At 72.3% G+C, this 20783-nt stretch carries 18 protein-coding genes and 1 riboswitch; of the genes, 7 read left to right on the top strand and 11 right to left on the bottom strand.

Translation table 11 applies throughout. From position 1 onward, the window contains the following. Positions 1-51: 51 nt before the first annotated feature. Both ABZU46_RS00905 and ABZU46_RS00900 read right to left on the bottom strand, forming a co-directional pair. On the bottom strand, positions 52-981 hold the full coding sequence (locus ABZU46_RS00905; RefSeq protein ID WP_354853830.1) for an ABC transporter substrate-binding protein: 930 nt from the start codon (positions 979-981) through the stop codon (positions 52-54). 110 nt (positions 982-1091) lie between these two features. Next, positions 1092-1156, bottom strand: a riboswitch (cobalamin riboswitch). Between the two features lie 177 nt (positions 1157-1333). Continuing rightward, positions 1334-3211 carry a M14 family zinc carboxypeptidase gene (locus ABZU46_RS00900; RefSeq protein ID WP_354853827.1) on the bottom strand — a complete coding sequence of 626 codons (1878 nt, stop codon included), beginning with the start codon at positions 3209-3211 and terminating at the stop codon, positions 1334-1336. Between the two features lie 212 nt (positions 3212-3423). Here ABZU46_RS00900 and ABZU46_RS00895 point away from each other — a divergent pair, with 212 nt between their 5' ends. Then, positions 3424-4761, top strand: a complete 1338-nt coding sequence (locus tag ABZU46_RS00895) for a C39 family peptidase (RefSeq protein WP_354853824.1) — start codon at positions 3424-3426, stop codon at positions 4759-4761. A 124-nt stretch (positions 4762-4885) separates the two neighbouring features. On the opposite strand, the gene ABZU46_RS00890 is transcribed toward ABZU46_RS00895, so the two are convergent. The 3 genes from ABZU46_RS00890 to mqnE all read right to left on the bottom strand — a co-directional run bounded on the left by ABZU46_RS00890 (position 4886) and on the right by mqnE (position 6855). Next, positions 4886-5161: a DUF4229 domain-containing protein gene (locus ABZU46_RS00890; RefSeq protein ID WP_354853821.1), complete on the bottom strand. Its 276-nt coding sequence runs from the start codon at positions 5159-5161 to the stop codon at positions 4886-4888. Between the two features lie 63 nt (positions 5162-5224). Then, the gene (locus ABZU46_RS00885) at positions 5225-5662 is read right to left on the bottom strand and encodes a hypothetical protein (protein ID WP_354853818.1); all 438 of its coding nucleotides are present in this window, start codon (positions 5660-5662) and stop codon (positions 5225-5227) included. Between the two features lie 23 nt (positions 5663-5685). After that, a complete protein-coding gene (gene mqnE / locus ABZU46_RS00880) occupies positions 5686-6855 on the bottom strand; it encodes an aminofutalosine synthase MqnE (protein ID WP_354853815.1) in 1170 nt (389 codons plus the stop codon). 237 nt (positions 6856-7092) lie between these two features. On the opposite strand from mqnE, the gene ABZU46_RS00875 reads away from it, so the two are divergent. The 4 genes from ABZU46_RS00875 (at position 7093) to ABZU46_RS00860 (ending at position 13359) form a co-directional block, all read left to right on the top strand. Next, on the top strand, positions 7093-8634 hold the full coding sequence (locus ABZU46_RS00875; RefSeq protein ID WP_354853933.1) for a C40 family peptidase: 1542 nt from the start codon (positions 7093-7095) through the stop codon (positions 8632-8634). Positions 8635-8746: 112 nt separating this feature from the next. Further along, positions 8747-10453 (top strand): hypothetical protein, encoded by a 1707-nt coding sequence (locus tag ABZU46_RS00870; protein ID WP_354853813.1) that lies wholly within the window; start codon positions 8747-8749, stop codon positions 10451-10453. 259 nt (positions 10454-10712) lie between these two features. Next, entirely contained in the window at positions 10713-12629 is a 1917-nt protein-coding gene (locus ABZU46_RS00865; RefSeq protein ID WP_354853810.1) for a DEAD/DEAH box helicase, read from the top strand. Between the two features lie 109 nt (positions 12630-12738). Continuing rightward, entirely contained in the window at positions 12739-13359 is a 621-nt protein-coding gene (locus ABZU46_RS00860; protein WP_354853931.1) for a putative glycolipid-binding domain-containing protein, read from the top strand. Positions 13360-13446: 87 nt separating this feature from the next. Here ABZU46_RS00860 and ABZU46_RS00855 read toward each other — a convergent pair whose 3' ends face one another. The 3 genes from ABZU46_RS00855 to ABZU46_RS00845 are packed head-to-tail and all read right to left on the bottom strand — an operon-like array spanning position 13447 to position 15915. Continuing rightward, entirely contained in the window at positions 13447-14538 is a 1092-nt protein-coding gene (locus tag ABZU46_RS00855) for a PLP-dependent cysteine synthase family protein (protein WP_354853807.1), read from the bottom strand. A gap of 31 nt (positions 14539-14569) precedes the next feature. Beyond that, entirely contained in the window at positions 14570-15400 is an 831-nt protein-coding gene (locus ABZU46_RS00850; protein WP_354853805.1) for an SDR family oxidoreductase, read from the bottom strand. Between the two features lie 56 nt (positions 15401-15456). Continuing rightward, on the bottom strand, positions 15457-15915 hold the full coding sequence (locus tag ABZU46_RS00845) for an Lrp/AsnC family transcriptional regulator (protein ID WP_354853802.1): 459 nt from the start codon (positions 15913-15915) through the stop codon (positions 15457-15459). A gap of 269 nt (positions 15916-16184) precedes the next feature. Here ABZU46_RS00845 and ABZU46_RS00840 point away from each other — a divergent pair, with 269 nt between their 5' ends. Continuing rightward, entirely contained in the window at positions 16185-16451 is a 267-nt protein-coding gene (locus tag ABZU46_RS00840) for a BldC family transcriptional regulator (protein WP_007454516.1), read from the top strand. Positions 16452-16551: 100 nt separating this feature from the next. Here the strand turns inward: ABZU46_RS00840 and ABZU46_RS00835 are convergent, their stop codons facing one another. Next, on the bottom strand, positions 16552-17181 hold the full coding sequence (locus ABZU46_RS00835) for a UbiX family flavin prenyltransferase (protein ID WP_354853801.1): 630 nt from the start codon (positions 17179-17181) through the stop codon (positions 16552-16554). A 160-nt stretch (positions 17182-17341) separates the two neighbouring features. Between ABZU46_RS00835 and ABZU46_RS00830 the strand changes: the two genes are divergently transcribed. Continuing rightward, positions 17342-18304 carry a terpene synthase gene (locus tag ABZU46_RS00830; RefSeq protein WP_354853798.1) on the top strand — a complete coding sequence of 321 codons (963 nt, stop codon included), beginning with the start codon at positions 17342-17344 and terminating at the stop codon, positions 18302-18304. Here the strand turns inward: ABZU46_RS00830 and mqnP are convergent. Further along, on the bottom strand, positions 18301-19212 hold the full coding sequence (mqnP, locus tag ABZU46_RS00825; protein ID WP_354853795.1) for a menaquinone biosynthesis prenyltransferase MqnP: 912 nt from the start codon (positions 19210-19212) through the stop codon (positions 18301-18303). The two genes, ABZU46_RS00830 and mqnP, sit on opposite strands and share 4 nt — an antisense overlap. Further along, positions 19212-20672, bottom strand: coding sequence for a menaquinone biosynthesis decarboxylase (locus tag ABZU46_RS00820; RefSeq protein WP_354853792.1), 1461 nt, complete (start codon positions 20670-20672; stop codon positions 19212-19214). Before ABZU46_RS00820 ends, mqnP begins: the two co-directional genes overlap by 1 nt. Positions 20673-20783: the final 111 nt, after the last annotated feature.

The following is a 20783-nucleotide window of genomic DNA, read 5'->3' as shown; positions in this document are numbered from 1 at the left end:
GTGGTGGGTGGCGGGGCGGCCATCGGCGTCCCGGTCACCGACGGGTCGTCATCACGCGGGCACCTTGGCGACCGCGTCGATGATCACCCGGAGCAGGTCCACGATCCGCGGGCCCCAGCGGGAGGCGATGTCGTCGTCAAGCGTGACCACCTGGTTGTTCTTCACCGCGGTGAGGCCGGCCCAGCCGCTGCGGGCCTTGACCGAGTCGCCGTTCTGCTGGCAGCACTTGGAGTCGGCCAGGAAGACGAAGTCCGGGTCGGCCTTGACGATGAACTCCTGGGAGAGCTGCGGGTAGCCGCCGCTCTTGCCGTCGGCGTCAGCCGCATCGGCGATGTTGACGAGGCCGACCTGGCTGTAGAGCGAGCCGATGAAGGTCTTGCTGGTCGCGCTGTACAGCTCGGGGCCCAGCTCGTGGTAGTAGGTGAGCTTCTCGGCACGCTGCGGCAGGTCCTTGACCAGCTTGGCGATGTCGTCCTTCATCCCGGTGGCGACGTCGGCGGCCTGGTCGGCGTGCCCGGTCAGGGTGCCCAGCTCGGTGATCTGCCGGTACGAGTCGTCCAGCGTCGTGGCGGCCGGGGTCAGGTACACCGGGATCTTCAGCTTGCCGAGCTGGTCGACGATCTTGTTGATGTCGTTGGAGAGCACCACCAGGTCGGGGTTCTTGCCGGCGATCGCCTCGGCGTTGGGCTGGAAGCCGGACAGGTCGGTCTTGGGCGCGTCGGCCGGGTAGTTGGACTGGTCGTCGACCGCACTCACCTGCGGGCCCGCGCCGATCGCGAAGAGCATCTCGGTGGCGCTGGCCGAGAGCGACACGATCTTCTCGGGACGCTTGTCGAGGGTGAGCGCGCCGACCGTCACCGGGTAGTTGGCGGCGGCGGTGCCCGCGCTCGGCTTGTCGTCGGTCTTCTCGGCGCAGGCGCCGAGGGCGAGCGCGGCGACCGCGAGGGTCGCGGCGAAGAGCCGAGGGGTACGTCTGAACATGGGGGCCTCCTGTCGGTCGAGGAGTGTGGTGCTTCGCCGACAGGACTCGTTACGCCCGCCCACGAGGCGCCCTTCCTCGAGAGCGCGTGTCGCGACCCATCCGCAGGCGACCTGGCTCGTCCCCGCCGTCGGGCGGGGCATCACAGTTGCGGGACAGCGCCGGTTTCGCACCGGCTTCGCTGCGGAGTGGTCGATAAGACGGTAGCGCACCGCCGGGACGTGCCGGATCGATCAAGTGTTGATCAACACTCGTCGATCGGGATCGTGGTCACGGGGGCGGCATATGTCCCGGATCGGGAGTCTCGGAGCGGGTGGCGGGGCCCCGCCGGGGGCGGAGCGGGGCCCCACCCGATCAGGAGGACGTGATGGTGACGTTGTCCACAGCCGCCTCCACCAGGCTGGCTCCGGAGGCGTCCGCCGCCTCGACGAGGATGCGGACCGACTGGCCGGCGTACGGGGTGAGGTTGAGGTTCGCCACCGCCCAGGTCCCGTTGCGGTTGGCGGCCGCGCCGGCCTGGGTGAGCAGGGCCGTGGTGCCGCCGTTGTGCACCACGCTCACCCGCAGATAGTCGGCCGACGAGGCGTTCGAGCCGTGCGCCAGGTACCAGGCCAGCGAGAGGGTCAGCGTGCCGGACGACGGCAGGGTCACCGCCGGGGACCGGGCGCTGGTCACGCCGCCGTCGACGTCGTAGTCACCCGCCGCCGAGCCGGCGAGCTGGCCGGTGACCAGGTCGTTGGATCCGGCGTACGGGGTGAGCTGCTTGGCGCCGGAGGACGTGGTGGCCTGGGCGGCACCCCGTTCCCAGGCCCCGAGGGTGGCGGTGTCGGTGCCGGCGGGGTTGGTGGTCCAGCCGGTGGCGGTCTCGAAGGTGTCCGACCAGACCGTGGTGCCGCCGCCACCGCCGCAGTACTGCGACTGCTTGCCGATGGCCCGGTACGGGCAGTCGGCGTACTCGCTGAGCAGCAGCACCGCCTCCCGGTTGCGCGTGGTCTGCGCGGTGATCACCTCGTCGGGCGGGTAGAAGCCGCCGCCGCCGGACGAGCCGGGGTACATCTCGAAGGTGTACGCCCAGATGTTGTGGGTGGCCCACATCCAGTCGAGGCTGTCGCCGTCGGTGATGTAGAGGTCGCTGGACTGCTCCGGGGTGTAGTTGTTGGTGGCCGCCATCTGCTGGCCGATGGTGGCGAACGTGTTGTACTGGTCGGCGCTCATCCCGGTGGCGGTGTTCGCGGTCGTGTAGCCGTACGGCCAGAGCACCAGCTCCGAGTAGGTGTGGAAGTCGATGTTGGCCTTGATCTGCTGGGTGCCGCCGACGACACGACTGTTGACGAAATTGCGCAGCGCCTGCGTCTCGGGGGCGGAGAACGCGGACGGGCCGCGGTAGGTCTCCGACGACGTCGACCCGGAGGAGCCGCCGCAGCAGCCCCAGTTGTAGCCCCAGTTGCGGTTGAGGTCGGTGCCGACGTTTGACGAGCCGCTGTTGGGCTGGCGGTTCTTGCGCCAGGACCGGTACGACCCGGTGGCGATGTCGTACTCGCTGCCGTCCGGGTTGACCGTCGGCACGATCCAGATCTCCCGGCTGTTGACGATGTTGGTGATCCGGGAGTCGCTGCCGTAGCTGTCGGTGAAGAGGTTGAGCAGGTAGATCGCCATCTCGACGGTCAGGTGCTCGCGGGCGTGCTGTTGGGAGTTGAACAGGATCTCCGGCTCGTTCTCGTCGGTGCCGACGTTGTCGGAGATCTTCACGGCCATCAGGTCGCGACCCTCGTACGACGTACCAATGCTGATCTTGCGGGCGATGGCCGGGTGGTCGGCGACGGTCTGGTTCACGACGGCGGTCAGTTCCGCGTAGTCGTGGTAGTTGGAGTCGGCGGGCGGGAAGGCCAGCGTGCCCACCTCGCCGGCGCCGCGTTCGGCGTTCGGTGGCGGGGCGAGCGGCTCCAGCCGGAAGCCGAGCCTGCCGATGGCGGCGGCCTCGCCGGCGGTGGCCGAGACGTGCAGGACGCCGTGTTCGGAGTAGTCGATGGCGGCCCCGGTGCGGGCCACCGCGTTGCGGTCGGCGAGGGTCCGGGGCCCGAGCACCCGGTAGCCGGCGGCGGCCGGCTCGGCGGTGCGGTCCGGTGCCGGTTGGGCGGCGACCGGTCCGGCGGCGACGGTGACGATTCCCAGCCCGGTGACGACGGCGAGCACCAGGAGACGACGGAGAGGGTGGGGTCTGCCCAGGGTCATGGACTACCTCCTCGGAGGGCGGGATGTCCCGCTCGGTGAAGCACACTTCACCATCAGTCACATGGTCATATCAATATCGATCGCTGCCTTGTGCATCCCAGGTTGACCATCGCTGCGGCAAAGATTTTCTGCCGTCGAACATCTGGCGAAACTTCCCTCCAAGCGGAACACTGACCAGCGACGATGCCCCCACTCGACACCGCGGAGCACCCATGGCCTCCTCCCGCCTGCACGCGGCCGCCCTCGCCGGCGTCAGCGCGCTCACCCTGCTCGCCACCGCAGCCCCCGCGACGGCGGCCCGGCCGCCGGCCCCCACCCACGACGAGCAGATCACCTTCCAGGACTGGTCCGGCCCCGCCGACTGGCACCGGGGCAGCCGGGACGGCACCCGCGTCGTGCCCGGCGCGCGAGCGGGCGTCACCCTGGCCCGCCCGGCCGGCACCATCGAGTACGCCGACCCGCACACCGGCACCACCCGCACCTGGGAGTACGGCACCTGGACCTCGCCGGTGACCCAGGTCGGCTTCGACGCGACCGAGCTGATCGCCTCCTGGAACGCGGAGACCCCCGCCGGCACCTGGATCCAGGTGGAGATGCAGGGCAGCTACACCAGCGGCGACCAGACCCCGTGGTACGTCATGGGCCGCTGGGCCTCCGGCGACACCGACATCAAGCGGACCAGCGTCAACAAGCAGGGTGACCCCTGGTCGACGATCTGGACGGACACCTTCAGCATCGACGACGCCGACGCCGGAGTGCTGCTGCGGTCGTACCAGCTGCGGCTGACCCTCTACCGGGCGCCGGGGCAGACCGCCGCGCCGGTGGTGCGGATGCTCGGCGCGATGAGCTCCACCGTGCCGGACCGGTTCACCGTGCCGCCGAGCGCCGGGCACATCGCCTGGGGTGTCGAGCTGCCGGTGCCGCGCTACTCGCAGAACGTGCACGCCGGGCACTACCCGGAGTACGACGGCGGCGGCGAGGCGTGGTGCTCGCCCACCTCCACGGAGATGGTCGTCGAGTACTGGGGGCGCAAGCCGTCGGAGGCCGACACCTCCTGGGTGGACCCGACCTATCCCGACCCGACGGTCAACCACGCCGCCCGGATGACCTACGACTACGCGTACGACGGCGCCGGCAACTGGCCGTTCAACACCGCGTACGCGGCCAGCTTCCCCGGACTGGAGGGGCGGGTGACCCGGCTGCACTCGCTGGACGAGCTGGAGCGCTTCGTCGCCGCCGGCATCCCCGTGGTGACCAGCCAGTCCTTCCTCGCCAGCGAGCTGGACGGGGCGAACTACGGCACCTCCGGGCACCTGTTCGTGGTGGTCGGCTTCACCGCTGACGGCGACGTCATCGTCAACGACCCCGCGTCGTCCAGCAACGACGTCGTGCGCAACGTCTACAAGCGGGCGCAGTTCGAGCAGATCTGGCTGCGGACCAAGCGCACCAACGCCAGCGGCGGAGTCTCCGGCGGCTCGGGCGGCATCGCGTACCTCATCAAGCCCACCTCGAAGCCCTGGCCCAAGGTCCCCGGCTCCACCAACTGGTAGGCCCAGCGCCGGTTGCGCCCAACGCCGGTTGCGCCGAACGCCGATGATCAAGAGGTTTGCGTCACCGGAAGCCGTCCTGGTGACGCAAACCTCTTGATCACGGCGGTGGAGCGGCGTTCCGGCCCTACGGCTTCCGCTCAGGCTCGTCGGGGTGGTCGTCGTCGCCGGCCAGGGCCGCGCGGAGGCGTTCCTTCTCGGTGCGACGGCGCTCGGCGGCGCTGGCCATCTCCTCGGCCATCTCGTCGCGCCAGCCGCGCAACAGGAAGAAGGAGAGCGCGGCGGAGAAGACCAGCGCCAGCATCAGCTTCAGGAACACGTTCATGTCGACCAGCCAGAGACCCGCCAGCACGGCGACGAACAGCCCGATCCGGCCCAGCGTGTACTTGACCGCCGCGCTCACCTGCACCACTTCCGTTCTCTCCGTCAGCCGCCGGTGCCGGCGGAAGAGTCAACCTGGTCGGGGTCAGCCGGTCCGGCGGGCCAGCCAACGGACGCCGCGGAACCAGACAAGCGCGTACGCCACGGTGAACGCCAGTGCCCCCAACGCGCCGGACAGCAGCGGCGGGAACCCGGCGGCCAGCCCGGCGACCAGCAGCCCCACGAGCACCGCGACCGCCAGCGCGACGAACGCCGCCACCACCCGGGCCGCGCCGAAATCCCAGGCCCGGAAATCGTCCCAGAACAGCCAGGCCGGCAGGATCACCGCCAGCCAACCGTTGGTATGGCCGAAGTCGCCGGCGCCGAACGAGGCGAACGCCCACTCGAACAGCACGAGCGCCAGCACGCCGATGACCACGCCGGCCAGGCACACCCCGAGCAGATCGCCCAGGGTACGCACGCGTCCCTCGGCGTCCCGCCGGGGAAACCCGCCCTGCTGCTCGGCTCCGCGCTGCTCGGTCATCGACTGCGAGGGTACGTGGTGCCTCAGGCCCAGACCTGCTGCGGCTCGGCGCGGCGCTCGGCCAGCGACGGCGCCTTGTCGTACTCCCGGACCACGTTGTAGCGGGTGTCCCGCTCGACCGGCTGGAACCCGGCATCCCAGATCAGGTGCAGCAGGTCGTCGCGGTGCATGGTGTTCGGGGTGCCGTACGAGTCGGCGTCGTGCGTGATCTTGTATTCGACCACCGAGCCGTCCAGGTCGTCCACACCGAAGTTCAGCGAGAGCTGGGCCACCGAGAGACCGTGCATCACCCAGAAGTTCTTCAGGTGCGGCACGTTGTCGAAGAGCAGTCGGGACACGGCGAACGTCTTCAGCGACTCGGCCGGCGAGGCCATGGTGGTGCGCGCCTGGATCCGGTTACGGATCTTGCCGTCCGCCGAGTCCACGAAGTCGTGCTGGTAGCGCAGCGGGATGAAGACCGCGAAGCCGCCGGTCTCGTCCTGCAACTCGCGCAGCCGCAGCACGTGGTCGACGCGGTGCCGGGGCTCCTCGATGTGGCCGTACAGCATGGTTGCCGGGGTCTTCATGCCCTTGCGGTGCGCCAGGGCGTGGATGCGCGACCAGTCCTCCCAGTGGCAGGCGTGGTCGACGATGTGCTGCCGGACCTCCCAGTCGAAGATCTCCGCGCCACCGCCGGTCAGCGACTCCAGGCCGGCGTCCATCAGCTCGTCGAGGATCTCGTCGGCGCTCAGGCCGCTGATCTTCTCGAACCACTGGACCTCGGTCGCCGTGAAGCACTTGAGCTTGACGTTCGGCAGCGCCGCCTTCAGCTCGCGCAGCACCTTCGGGTAGTAGCGCCACGGCAGCGTCGGGTGCAGGCCGTTGACGATGTGCAGCTCGGTGAGCTGCTCGTCCTCCATCTCCTTGGCCTTGCGGACCGCCTCGTCGATGCGCATCGTGTACGCGTCCTTCTCGCCCGGCTTGCGCTGGAACGAGCAGTACGCACACGACGCCGAGCACACGTTGGTGAGGTTGAGGTGACGGTTGACGTTGAACATCACCCGTTCGCCGTTGAGCTCGGTGCGCTTGTGGTGCGCCAGCCGCCCCAACCAGGTCAGGTCGTCGCTGTCGTAGAGGGCGATGCCGTCCTCGCGGCTCAGCCGCTCACCGGCGTACACCTTCGCTTCGAGCTCACGCTTGAGTCCGGCGTCCATGGCACGTCCCTTCCACCTGCGGTCCCTCCCGAGGGTACGTCGGCGTTCCGGTGGCCCCGGCGGCACGGTCGGCGGCAGGGATCCACTTCACCGGACTCTCAGCCTCCCGTAACCCACCGATGCATCGACATCACTGCCGTCGTGCGGTAAGACAAGGTGGGGCGGAACTCACACACTGGTACCGTCCCGACGGCCGTGCCCACCAAGCGCGGCGCCGAGCACCGGACGGGGAGTGGAATGGTCGACAGCGGGCGCGGGCGACGGCAGCGACGACGGAGCCCGGTGATCTCGCCGGTGCTGCGACCGAAGCTCTGGGCAGCCCTGCTCGGCGCGATCGCCGCCGCCGTGCTGGCCACTCCCGCGTACGCCGAGCCCGCCGTGCCCACGACGGTGCCGGACACCGGCGCCCGCCCGCCGTCGATCGGCGCGCCGCAGGTGCCCGGCAGCCCGCCCGTCGCCGGCATCCCCGCCCCGCCGGTCGTCAACATCGGCGCCGGCCCGCTGGCCGCCCAGATCGCCGCCGCCGAGAGCCAGGTCGGCCTGCTCGGCGACCAACTCCTGTTGACCCGGCAGAAACGCACCGACGCGCAGGCCCAGCTCGCCGCCGCCGGCAAGGTGCTGGCGACCACGCAGGACGCCCTCCTCCGCGCCCAGCAGGCAGCCGACGCGGCCGCCTCGGACGCGGTCAAGGCAGCCGCCGCCCTGCCGCCCGGTGACTTCGCCAACGACATCCAGGGGTTGAGCCGGCTCCAGCGGATCAACCGTGGCGAGAAGGTCGAGGGCGCCACCACCGCCGTGGCCGGCGAGCTGTCCCGGGCTCGCGCCAACGAGCAGGCCGCCTACCAGGCGCACGCCACGGCCAAGACCGCCGTCGACGCCGCCGAGGCCGAGTTCGCCACCGGCGAGAAGGCGCTGCGCACCGCCGAGGCCAGCCTGCTCAAACTGCGCAAGGACAACGCCACGCAGCTGATCGAGCTCGAGCGTCAGCAGGAGGCCGCCGAGCAGCAGCTGGGCGCGGGCTACGTCGTCGGCCAGAGCAGCAGCGGGATGTCCGCGCACCCGCGGGCGCTGGCCGCCGTCCGGTACGCGCTCGCCCAGCTCGGCGACCCGTACAAGTGGTCGGAGGAGGGGCCGGACGAGTTCGACTGCTCCGGTCTGATGTGGGCGGCGTACCGGTCCCCGGGCGCCGACTACTTCGACCTGCCCCGGGTCTCCCGCGACCAGTACGCGGCCACCCGTTCCCGCACCGTGCCGCAGAGCGCACTGCTCCCCGGCGACCTGCTCTTCTTCGCCTCCGGCAGCAGCTGGACCACGATCCACCACGTCGGCATGTACATCGGTAACGGCAAGATGGTGCAGGCGCCCACGACCGGCGACGTGGTCAAGATCTCGGTGGTCGGCTGGTCCCGGCTCTACGCCGCGACCCGGGTGATCGGGGCGGTGCCGACTCCGACCGTGCCCCTTCCGCCGCCCCCCACCACCACGCCGACCCCGCCCACCAAGCCGACCCCCACCGCGAAGCCGACGCCGACCACCAAGCCGACGCCCAAGCCGACCGGATCGGCCACCCCCAAGCCCACCGGCACCCCGACCCCGAAGCCGACCGGCAGCAGCACGCCGACCCCGACGGGCAGCCCGACGAACACGCCGTCGACCCCGCCGCCGCCACCCACCACGGCACCGACCAGCGCATCAGCCTCCGCGACCGCCACACCGTCCACCAGCCGGAGCGGGACGTCCAGCGACAGCCCGACGAACAGCCCGAGCACCGACCGCTGAGCCGCCACACGGCCTCCGGCTGTCCGCCCGGGGCGATCTGTGGCACGGTGACAACCAGGCACATCCGGTCCGATGTCACGGGCCGGGTGCGAGCGTGGCGCGGAGGGCGGAGATGGCCGAGCAGAGAGATCCGGCGGAGAGTGTCGACTCCGCGCTGACGGAGGCCGACCCGCTCGACGGCGAAGCCGCCGCCACGCTCGACGGGCAGGCCCCCACGGAGGCCGCCGACGACGCGAAGGCTGCCACGGACGACGCGAAGGCCGCCACGCCCGACGTGAACGCCACCGCGCCAGAGGACGACGCCGCGAACGACGCTGGCACCGACGACGCTCGCGCCGAGAACGCCGCCATCGCTCAGCCCCGCGAGGCGGACGTCGAGCAGCCGGCGCCGGATGACGCTGCCCCTGCCCCGACCGCCGCGGCCCCGGTGCGGGCCCGCGCGAGCGTCGCGACCGTCGGAGCGCTGCCCGGTGATCTCCCGGCGAGCGCCCCGGCCAGCGCGACCACCTACCGGGCGACCGGCTCGGCCAGCCCGGTCGGCGTCCCGTTGCCCGGCCAGCGAGCCACCTCGACCGCTCCCGCGCGGGCCAGCGCCACGGTGCCGGGCAGCAGCCGGGTCGCGGCCGGCAGCGAGGGCACGCCGGACTCCCGGGCCAGCACGTCCGCCGTCTACCGGTCGGGGCCGGTCAAGCCCGAGCAACCGGAGCCGGCGCAGCCTCCGGAGCCGGTGCAGCCTCCCGAGCCGCCGACCCCGGAACCGACGCCTCCCGGGCCCGGTGACCCGGAGCCCGCGCCGAGTCCGGGTCCGTACCCGCCCGGCCCGTCGCCGACGCCGGGCCCCTCCCCCACGCCGCCACCGGCCCCGGTGCCGCCCGTGCCAGGGCCACCCGTGCCGCCGCCCTCGCCGCTGCCGCCCATGCCGGGTCCGCCGACACCACCGGTTCCCGGGCCGCCGATGCCGCCGCCCGGCCCGCCGGTGCCCGCGCCACCGCCGCCGCCCGGTCCGATGCCGGCGCCACCGTTCCCGCCGCCCCCGGCGACGATCGGCACGCCGGGCGTACGGGCCACCGCGTCGGTCTCCGCGCCGCCGGCCGCGTGGCCGTCCGTGACCGACGCGGCACCCCGAACCGTCAACGCCTCGCACGTCGCCCCGACCGGGGCACAGCAGACCCGGGATGCCGCACCGCCGGCCCCGGGCGGCGCAGGGACGTCGGATGCCGCCTGGTCGGCCCCGAGCAACGCATGGACGTCGGGTGCCGCGACGTCGGCCGCGAGCAGCGCCCGGACATCGGATGCCGCGACGTCGGCCCCGAGCAGCGCCCGGACATCGGATGCCGCGACGTCGGCCCCGAGCGGCGCACGGGCCGAGGCTCCTGTCTCGGCCCCACCGGTGGTGCCGGCGCCCGCGCTGCCGAGCTGGCCACCGTCCACCGCCGGCACGCCGGCGACCGGTGGTACGGGCTACCGGACGACCACGCCGCCGGGAGGCCCCGCCCGGCGGGACGCGCCGGCCGGCCCCCACGCCGGAAGGCGCGACGGCGGCACCGACCTGGCGGGCACCGTCTACGGCGGCGGTGAGGGGCCGGGATTCGCCACGATCGCCCTGCCGGCCAACGCGGCGGTGGAGAATTCCGGGTCGCTGACCGGGCACATCCTCGCCCAGGGTTGGTCGGACACGCCGGCCGAGCGATCGCGAAACACCCGGGTGGTGATCGTCCTGATCGCCGCGTTGGGGCTGCTGGTGGGGATCAGCGTGCTGGTCGTGCTGCTCGCCAACGATGCCCTGGACGGCCTGGTGGGCAGCGTGCTCAACGGCTGATCCGGCGACCGGGCGGGTTCGCGGGTCCGTGAGTCCGCCCACTACCGTCGGTCAACCGGCTGGCGGCTTCGCCGAAGCGCCGTACACTGGTCGAGATCACTGACCCGGCGCGCGTGGTGCGCGCCCTTGGGCGATCTTGCGGGCGATCCGGCGGCACAGCCGCGGCAGGCCATCGCGAAGATGCGCCCCGCTCGAAAGGCATTTGTTGACCACCTCTGCTGACTCCAGCACCGTTTCGTCCGTTTTCGATTCCACCCCGGTGGCGATCGACGCAGCCCCGGAGACGTCCAGCGTCGTCGCGGCCGAGCCGGTCTCGACCGAGAACACTCCGTCCGAGACCGCCGAGCCGATCGACTTCGCCGGCCTGGGTCTGCCCGAGCCGCTGGTTCGTGCCCTGGCCCGCCAGGGCATCACCGCTCCGTTCGAGATCCAGCGGGCCACCGTTCCGGACGCCCTCGCCGGCCGGGACGTGCTGGGCCGTGGGCAGACCGGGTCGGGCAAGACGCTCGCCTTCGGCCTGCCGATGATCGCTCGGCTCGCCACCCGCAACCGGGCCCGGCCGATGCGGCCGCGCGCCCTGGTCCTGGTTCCCACCCGTGAGCTGGCCATGCAGGTCAACGATGCGCTGGTGCCGCTGGGCAAGTCCGTCGGCATCTTCTTGAAGACCGCCGTCGGCGGCGTTCCGTACGACCGCCAGATCGACGCGCTCCGGCGCGGCGTGGAGGTCATCGTTGCGACCCCGGGCCGGCTCGGCGACCTGATCGAGCGGGGCATCTGCCAGCTCGACGACGTCGAGGTGACGGTGCTCGACGAGGCTGACCAGATGGCCGACATGGGCTTCCTGCCCGAGGTGACCGAACTGCTGGCGAAGACGCCGGCCAACGGTCAGCGGCTGCTCTTCTCGGCCACCCTCGACGGTGACGTCGACGCGCTGGTCAGGCGGTTCATGAACGACCCGGTGACCCACTCCACCGCGCCGTCCACCGCGTCGGTGTCCACCATGGATCACCACATGCTCCTGATCCCGCCGCACGAGAAGTTCCCGGTGGCCGCGTCGATCGCCGCCCGGGACGGGCGGACCATGGTCTTCGCCCGCACCCAACTGGGTGTGGACCGGCTCGTCGAGCAGCTCGCGGCGGTCGGCGTACGGGCCGGTGGGCTGCACGGCGGCAAGACCCAGCGGATGCGGACCAAGACCCTGGCCGAGTTCCGTGAGGGCCGGATGAACGTCCTGGTCGCCACGGATGTGGCGGCCCGGGGCATCCACGTCGACGGGGTCACCCTGGTGCTGCACGTCGACCCCCCGAAGGACCCGAAGGACTACCTGCACCGCGCCGGCCGCACCGCCCGGGCCGGCGAGTCCGGCGCGGTCGCCACGCTGGTGCTGCCCAAGCAGCGTCGTACCACCCTCGCCATGCTGGAGAAGGCCGGCGTGGCGCCGGCCGAGACCCGCGTCCGGGTCGGCGACCCGGTGCTGGCCGAGCTGATCGGCGCCCGCGAGCCCAGTGGCGTCCCGGTTCGCGTGGAAGCGGAGCCTCGCGGCTTCGGCGACCGCTCCGGCGGCGCACGCCGCTTCGACGACCGTTCCGGGGGTCCGCGCCGCTTCGGTGACCGGCCGACCGGCGAGCGCCGCTACGGCGACCGGCCGCAGGGTGAGCGCCGCTACGGCGACCGCCCGACCGGCGACCGGCAGTACGGCGACCGCCCGCAGGGCGAGCGGCGTTACGCCGATCGGGACAGCCGGGGTTACGGCGACCGACCCAGCGGCGAACGGCGCTACGGCGACCGCCCGCAGTTCGGCGACCGGGACGGCCGGGGCGACCGACCGACCGGCGAGCGGCGCTACGGCGACCGGCCGCAGGGCGAGCGGCGCTACGGCGACCGCCCGACCGGCGACCGGCAGTACGGCGACCGACCGCAGGGTGAGCGCCGCTACGGCGACCGTCCGACGGGCGACCGTCCGACCGGCGACCGGCAGTACGGCGACCGGCCCACCGGCGAGCGGCGCTTCGGCGACCGGCCGCAGGCTGACCGGGGTGACCGGCCGGCCGACGAGCGGCGTTTCGCCGACCGGGACACCCGGGGTGGTTACCGCTCCGAGGGTCGCGGTCGGGACGACCGGCCGCGCGACGACCGTCGCGGTTTCGGCGGCCGGCCGGCGGCGCGTACCCACTGATCCCACTGATCCACCGGAACGCCGTCGCGGAGCGCACGCTTCGCGGCGGCGTTCGCGCATGCCGTGGCCGATGTCGGTCTGGTCGCGTAACGTCCGGCTCATGGCGACCATGACGAAGTCGATCTTCTGGTCCCGGACGGACACCGCCGGCAGTGAGCAGGCTCTGTTCACCGACGGCGACGGGTTGGCGGCGCGGGGCACGCTGCTCGCCGTGGACCCGATTCCGTTCACCGCCCGCTACCGGCTGACCACGGCGCCCGACTGGAGCACCGCCCGCGTCGAGGTCGAGGCCGAGGGGTCGGGCTGGCTGCGCCGGGTGACGTTGGAGCGGGCCGCGTCCCGGTGGCGGGTGACCACGGCCGAGCAGGGCGACCTGGACGCGGCGCTGACCAGGGCCGGGCATCCCCGGTCCGGCCTGCCGGGCACCGACGACCCGGATCGCCTGGCCGAGGCGCTCGACGTCGACCTGAGCGGCTCGCCGCTGTTCAATGCCGTCCCGGTGCGCCGGCTCGGGCTGACCAGCGGGCCGGCCGACATGCCGCGCCGGATCACCGTCGCGTGGGTGCTGCTGCCCGGCCTGGAGGTGGTGCCGGCCGAGCAGATCTACACCGGGCTCGGGCCGGGTCGGGTCCGATTCGCCAGCGGCACCTTCACGGCGGACATCGACCTGGACGCCGACGGCTACGTGGTGCGCTACCCCGGCCTGGCGGAGCGCATCGACCCACGGTGACCGAGCCGATCCGACACGCCGACGCGCGAAGCCGGCCCCGCACCGGAGGCCGGAGCCCGCGAGACCTGCGGGCCGGGGACGCGCTGCTCAGGCGGGCCAGGCGCCGCTGGTCAGGAAGCGCTCGATGGTGGCGGCATGGGGCGCCAGATCGAGGCCCTGGGCGGCCACCCAGTCGTCGGAGTAGTACGTGTCGGCGTACCGGTCACCGGCGTCACAGATCAGGCTGACCACCGAGCCGGTCCGGCCCTCGGCGAGCATCTCGGCGATCACGCCGAACGCGCCCCACAGGTTGGTGCCGGTGGAGCCGCCCACCCGGCGGCCGAGCACCGCCGAGCCGGCGCGCATCGCGGCCAGCGAAGCGGCGTCCGGCACCTGGACCATCCGGTCCACGACCGACGGCAGGAAGGACGCCTCGACCGTGGGCCGACCGATCCCCTCGATGCGGGAGCCCCTGCCGGTGCGCACCGACCAGTCGGCGGCCAGCCAGGCCGGATAGAAGGCGGAGTTCTCCGGGTCGACGACGCAGAGCTTGGTGGCCAGGCGGCGGTAGCGGGCGTACCGGCCGATGGTGGCGCTGGTGCCCCCGGTGCCGGCGCCCACGACGACCCACGCCGGGATCGGGTGGCGTTCCAGCCCCAACTGCGCGTAGATCGACTCGGCGATGTTGTTGTTGCCCCGCCAGTCGGTGGCCCGCTCGGCGTACGTGAACTGGTCCATGAAGTGGCCGCCGGAGTCCTCGGCCAGCCAGCGGGCCTCGACCACGACGCCCGCCGGGTCGTCCACCAGATGGCAACGGCCGCCCTGGAACTCGATCTGCGTGATCTTCTCGGGCGAGGTGGAGGCGGGCATCACGGCGATGAACGGCAACCCGAGCATCCGGGCGAAGTACGCCTCGGAGACCGCCGTGGAGCCCGAGGACGCCTCGACGATCGTGGTGCGCGGCCCGATCCAGCCGTTGCAGAGGCCGTAGAGGAACAGCGAACGGGCCAGCCGGTGCTTCAGCGAGCCGGTCGGGTGTGACGATTCGTCCTTGAGGTAGAGGTCGATTCCCCAGTCCCGGGGCAGTGGGAACGGCAGCAGGTGGGTGTCGGCCGAGCGGTTCGCGTCCGCCTCGACGGCGGCGATCGCCTCGGTCACCCAGCTGCGGCTGGCCTCGTCGCACCGGTCGAGATGAGTCACGCGGGAAACCTAGCAAGCAGGCCAGCGGCGCTCAGCCGCGGTCCGGAGGCGTCGAGCGGCGTGACTGTCGGCGTTGCCCGGCCCGGCCGACGGCCTGGACGAGAGGGCTCAGTCCGACGGCGAGTCGGGGCAGGGCGTCCAGCAGCCGGACCTGGGCGCCTCGCCAGCGGGGCAGGCTGACCACCGGGCGGGGCCGGCGGGCCAGCCGGGCCGCCCGGGCGGCCACCCGCTGCGGGGTCAGCATCGACCCGGTGAACGAGGCCAGCGCGCCCGGGTCGTCCAGCCGGTCGTGCAGCATCGGGGTCCAGATGCCGTCCGGGCAGAGGCAGGAGACGTGCACCCGCCGGTACCCGGCCATCCGCAGGTCAGAGAGGGTGCCGAGGCTGAAGGCCAGCAGTGCGTGCTTGCTGGCGGCGTACACCGTCTCGCCAGGTGCGGCGATGAGCCCGGCCAGCGAGACGATGTTCAGGACGTGGCCGTGGCCCTGGTCGCGCATGACCGCCAGCGCGGCGAGTGTGCCGTTCATGGCACCGAGCGCGTTGACGTCGAGCACCCGGCGGCGGGTCGGCCCGTCGTGCTCCCAGGAGGGGCCGGTGACCAGGATGCCGGCGTTGTTGACCCAGAGGCCGAGGCCGCCTCGACTCGCGGCGGTCGCCGCGATCTCGGCGCACGCGGCCTCGTCGCGGACGTCCAGTGCGGCCGACCAGCCGCCGAACGGCACGGCGGCGGCCGCTGCCGCGTCCGGGTCGAGGTCGGTGAGCAGCACCGACCAGCCGTCGGCGTGCAGCGCGGCGGCGACGGCGCGGCCCAGGCCGCCGGCGGCCCCGGTCACCACGGCCGCGCCGCGTCCCGGCGAGGTCATCGGCGCACGCTACCGCCGCGCGCCGGACGACACCAGGGGTACGCGGCGCAGCAGGGTCAGGCGGGCGGCGGGCCGAGCGGCTGGGGGCGGTTCTCCCACTTGGTGGAGAGGGCGATGGCGGTGCGCGTCGAGGCGACCCCGGGGGTCCGGTTCAGCCGCACGATGAGCTGCTCCAGCTCGGCGATCGTGCCGACCCGGGCCTTGAGCAGGAACGACTCGACGCCGGCCATGAAGTAGCAGGATTCGATCTCGGGCAGCACCCGCAGCGACTCCAGCATGTCGTCGGAGTCCGCGCCGGAGTCCTCGACGATGCCGATGAGCGCCGTGACACCCAGGCCGATCGCCTCGGGTTCCACGTCCGCGCGGTAGCCCCGGACCACGCCACTGCTCTCCAGCTTGCCGACGCGTTCGTGCACGGCGGGGGCGGAGAGGCCCACCTGCCGGGCAAGCTCGGCGTACGAGAGGCGGGCGTTGCCCCGCAGCAGGTCGACGAGGCTCAGGTCGATAGCGTCCACGGAGAGTGACCTTAACGTGTTGGGCGTAACGCGACGCCTTCGGCATCCGTTGGTCAGAACAGTGAGTAACCGTTCATAAACTGACCGTCTAGGTAGGGGTTGCACCAGTACCATTTACTAACTTCCCAGTCAGTGCATTTTTCGCGTTTGGCGGACAGGCCAGGTCCCTGGTGCTGTAATTGCCATACGTCCCTCATGACGGCTCTGGGCTCGCACCAGCCGGGGGCAGTGTGTTCAGCCAGGGGCTTCGTCGACGCGAGGAGGGGGCTGTGGACACTGGAGATCGCCTGCTGACACCGGGTGAGGTCGCCGCGCTGTTTCGGGTGGACCCGAAAACTGTGACGAGATGGGCGGCGGCCGGCCGGATAGGAAGCATCCGGACTCCAGGCGGGCATCGCCGGTTTCGGGAATCCGAGGTGCGGGCCCTGCTTGAGGGGGAGGGCATGCTGGACGAGGTGGACGAGGTCGGAAAGCCACGCAACGTGGGTCCGGCTGCCTCCACCGGGCCGGGTCCGGCCAACGCCGGCATGTACTGAACTGGTGCGGACAACGTCAGGCGGACCGGACACCAGTCCGGTCCGCGTCCCGCTGCGACAACCGGCCGGGCGTCCCGGCCGAACGAGCTGAACCGACGGCTCAACCCCGGGCCGCGCCGAGCTGGCCGGACCAGCGGCGGAACAGGGTGTGTGGCACGCCGAGCGCGTCCAGCACCTTGCCGGCCACGAAGTCGACCAGTTGCTGCGCGCTGGCCGCCGCGCCCGCGCCGTAGAAGCCGGGGCTGGCCGGCAGCACCACCGCCCCGGCGTCGTGCAACGCGAGGAGATGCTCCAGGTGACTGCGGGTCACCGGCGTCTCCCGGGGCACCACCACCACCGGTCGGCGCTCCTTGAGGTTGACCTCGGCGGCGCGTTGCAGCAGGTCCTTGGAGAGCCCGATCGCGATGCCCGCGCAGGCCGCCGTGCTCGCGGGCACGACCGCCATTCCGCGTACCCGGTAGGAGCCGCTGCTGGGCCCGGCGGCCAGGTCACCCGCCGGCCAGTGCCGTACGTCCGCGTCGGTCAGGTCCCGGCCGAGCCAGGCGGCGAGGTCCTCGGCCCAGTGCGCGTCGCGGAACGACCGGCCGGTCTCGTCGAGCACGGTGAGCCGTGCCGCCCGGGACACGATGAGGTCCACCGGCTCGCCCGCGTCGAGGAGCCCGCCGACGACGGCCGCCGCGTACGGCGTGCCGGAGGCTCCGGAGACCCCGACCACCCATGGTTCCCGCATACCCTCAGCCTGCCTGGTCGGCGTCGCACGCCGGTGGGCACCCCCGCGATCCGGTCGACGCGAGCCGTCCGAGATGTCCGGGCGGGTCTCTGCTCGTCCCGCCGACCTGACATGCTGCCGGTGGCGATTCGCACCGGAGCAGATCGCGCGGGAGGCATCGGTGACGACCGGCGAGGTCCTCTGGGCGCTGCGCGCCGAATGCCCGATTCCGGCCCGGTCTTCGCCGCACGCGGACCGGGTCCAGCAGTGGCTGCTCGGTCTGCTGCCCGAGCTGGGTCTGCCGCTGGACGACGCCGCGCTGCACCGGCTGGCCCGGGGCGGCTTCGCCCGGTACGCGGGGCGGCTCTACCCGGACGCCAGCGAAGCCGACCTGCGGGTGCTGACCGCCCTCTTCACCTGGTTCTTCCTCGTCGACGACGCGTGCGACGGGCCGAACCGGCTCGATCCGGCGCAGATCCGGGCGCTGCGCGACGGGACGCTGGCACTGCTGCACGACGGCCCCCGGCTCCGGCACGGCGGCCTGACCGGTCCGCTGCGGCGGCTGCTGGTGCTGGCCTGGCGGGAGCCGCGCCGCCGGATGCCGGCCCGGTGGCGGCAGCGCTTCGCCGACGCGGTGGCCCGGCACCTCGACGGCACCTGGCGGGAGGCGGTCAACAAGGAGGCCGGCCGCCGTCCCAGCGTCGGCGAGTACGTCGAGTTGCGGCGGGAAACCTCGGCGGCGGAGGTGTCGTACCCGCTGGTGGAGTTCGTCAGCGGCCGACCGCTGCCCGACGCGGTCTACCACCACCCGCTGCTGCGGCAGGTCGCGCGCACCGGCAACGACCTGCTCTCCTGGTACAACGACGTGGCCTCGCTGGACCGGGACCGGGCCACCTCGGGCGGGCACAACCTGGTCCTGGCCACGCAGGCCGAGCAGGGCGTGTCGGCGGCGGAGGCGGTCGACCGGGTGGCCGAGCGCTGGCGGGAGTCGATGCGACAGTTCGTGGCGCTCCGCGCCGCCGTGCCGTCGTTCGGGCCGGCGTTGGACGAGGCGGTCACCGACCATCTCGACGGGGTCGCGTACGCGGTGCGCGGCACCATCGACTGGACGCTGGAGAGCGCCCGCTACCCGACCAACGCCTAGGAACGCAGGTCGAGGCGGATCACCAGGTCGAGCAGGGCGAACACGAACAGCGCGATGCCGACGAAGCCGTTGGCGGTGAAGAACGCCCGGTTGACCTTGCTGAGGTCGGTCGGGCTGACCACCAGGTGCTGGTAGCCGAACGCGACAGCGGTCAACGCCAGCCCGATCCACCAGAGCCAACCGAAGCCGACCAGCGCGCCGAACCAGATGAACAGCGCGAACGTCACCACGTGCGCGACGGTGGAGGCGTGCAGGGCGAAGCGCCGGCCGTACCGGGCGGGCACGCTGCGCACGCCGATCTCCTGGTCGATCTCGGAGTCCTGGCAGGCGTAGATCAGGTCGAAGCCGCCGATCCACAGGCCGACCGCCGCGCCGAGCAGCCAGGCCGGCCAGGAGCCGTCCAGGGTGCCGGTGACCGCGAGCCAGGCGCCGACCGGGCCGACCGCCTGGGCGATCGCGAGGATGGCGTGCGGCCAGTTGGTGAACCGCTTGCCGTACGGGTAGACGACCAGCGGCACCACGGCGAGCGGCGCCAGTACCAGGCAGAGGGGGTTGAGCAGCGCGGCGGCGGCGAGGAACACCACAAGCGCGACGGCCGCGCCGGTCCAGGCCGTCCGCACGCTCACGGCCCCGGTGACCAGTTCCCGTCCGGCGGTACGCGGGTTCCGGGCGTCGATGCGCCGGTCGAGGATCCGGTTGGCGGCCATCGCGAACGTCCGCGCGCCGACCATCGCCACGGTGATCAGCAGCAGGTCGAGCCACCGCACGTGCCCGCCGTTGACCTGCATGGCGGTCAGCGCCGACAGGTACGCGAACGGCAGCGCGAACACCGAGTGCTCGATCGCGACGAGCTTGAGGAAGGACTTGACCCGGCCCGGCTTCTCCACCGGTGCGTCGAGGACGGCCATCAGATCCCGTACTCCTTCCAGCGCTTGTCGACCAGGGCCGCGACTTCCGGGGCCATGGTCATCTCCTCCGGCCAACCGCGGGTGTAGCCCTCGGTGGGCAGCTTGCGGGTCGCGTCGACGCCGGCCTTGCCGCCCCAGAACTGCTGGTACGACGAGTGGTCGAGGTGGTCCACCGGACCCTCGGTCAGCAGCAGGTCACGGGCGTAGTCGACGTTGCCGAACGCGCGGAAGGCGACCTCGTTGTAGTCGTGCACGTCGCAGTCCTCGTCGACGATCACGATCAGCTTGGTGAGCGACATGAGGTGCGCGCCCCAGATCGCGTTCATCACCTTCTGCGCGTGCTTCGGGTAGCGCTTGCGGATGGAGACGATCGCGCAGTTGTGGAACACCCCGGCGGCCGGCAGGTCGTAGTCGACGATGTCCGGGATCATCAGCTTGAGCAGCGGCTGGAAGATCCGCTCGGTGGCCTTGCCGAGGCCGTGGTCCTCCTGCGGCGGCTTCGACGTGACGATCGAGTGGTAGACCGGGTCGCGCTGCGTGGTCATCGTCTCGATGTGCAGCACCGGGAACGGCTCGACCGGCGTGTAGTAGCCGGTGTGGTCGCCGAACGGGCCCTCGGGCAGCCGCTCGCCGGGCTCCAGGTAGCCCTCCAGGACGATCTGCGCGTGCGCCGGCACCTGCAACGGCACGGTGAGGCAGTCGACCATCTCCACCCGCTCGCCGCGCAGGAACCCGGCGAACAGGTATTCGTCGATGTCGCCGGGAAGCGGCGCGCTGGCCGCGTACGAGACGACCGGGTCGCAGCCGATCGCGATCGCGACCGGCAGGCGCTGGCCGAGCCGCTCGGCGACGGCGTGGTGCGCGGTCGAGTCCTTGTGGATCTGCCAGTGCATGCCCAGCGTGTTGCGGCCGTGCTGCTGGAGCCGGTAGAGGCCCAGGTTGCGCTTGCCGGTCTCCGGGTGCTTGGTGTGGGTCAGCCCGTAGTTGTGGAAGATCCCGCCGTCGCCGGGCCACACCTGCAACCCCGGCAGCCGGTTCAGGTCGACGTCGTCGCCGGAGTAGACGACCTCCTGGCAGGGCGCGGTCTTGACCTTGCGCGGCGGCACCGACTTGAGCTGCATGACCTTGCCGAGGCCCTCGCGGATGCCGGACCAGCCGACCGGCAGCTCCGGCTTGATCAGCGCGCCGATCCGCTCGCCGACCTCGTCCAGCGAGTCGACGCCGAGGGCCATCGCCATCCGCTTCTCGGTGCCGAACAGGTTGATCGCCACCGGCATCTCGCCCCGGGTGGGGTGCTCGAAGAGCAGCGCCGGCCCACCGGCGCGCACCGTGCGGGTGACCACCTCGCTGATCTCCAGGGTCGGGTCAACGGGGACGTCGACCCGACGCAGCTCCCCCGCGCGCTCCAGCGCCGCGAGAAAGTCCTTGAGATCGGTGTACGGGAAGCCACGAGCCGCCATGAGGCCCAGTCTCCCGCACCGGGTCCGGGGTGGCCCACAGCGGGTGCTGTGACACCCGCGACGGCCCGGGTCGACGGCTGTCCGCGGGTCCGGCGGGCGGCCGTCCGCGGG

The sequence above is a fragment of the Micromonospora sp. NPDC005197 genome, from assembly GCF_040608295.1.
GTDB lineage: Bacteria > Actinomycetota > Actinomycetes > Mycobacteriales > Micromonosporaceae > Micromonospora.
The sequence above is the reverse complement of the archived record's forward strand: the minus strand, read 5'-3'. Positions and strand labels throughout refer to the sequence as shown.